General features: G+C 69.5%; 1 protein-coding gene. It reads left to right on the top strand.

The features are described 5' to 3' along the window. Positions 1-203 (top strand): DUF2840 domain-containing protein (locus tag B7G66_RS12845; protein ID WP_048859253.1); only part of this gene is annotated, 203 nt, incomplete at both ends.

Below are 203 nucleotides of genomic sequence, written 5' to 3' on the forward strand. Positions count from 1 at the left end.
GCGCCCGGTGCGGTCTTCGCCCTGCTGCGCTGGACGCAGGCGGATTGCAGGACGACAACCTGCTGCATCGATATCATCAGGGCGCCGCTGGCTGGCGAGCCGTGCGACCGCCTGCCGTTCGTGCCCACGGGTGCGGAGCGTCTGCTGCTGTTCACCGGCTGGCCGCAGGTGCGTGCCGTGCTGTCTGTGATCGAGACGGTGGA

The sequence above is a fragment of the Novacetimonas hansenii JCM 7643 genome (genome assembly GCF_000964405.1).
In the GTDB taxonomy this organism is placed as follows: Bacteria; Pseudomonadota; Alphaproteobacteria; order Acetobacterales; family Acetobacteraceae; genus Novacetimonas; species Novacetimonas hansenii.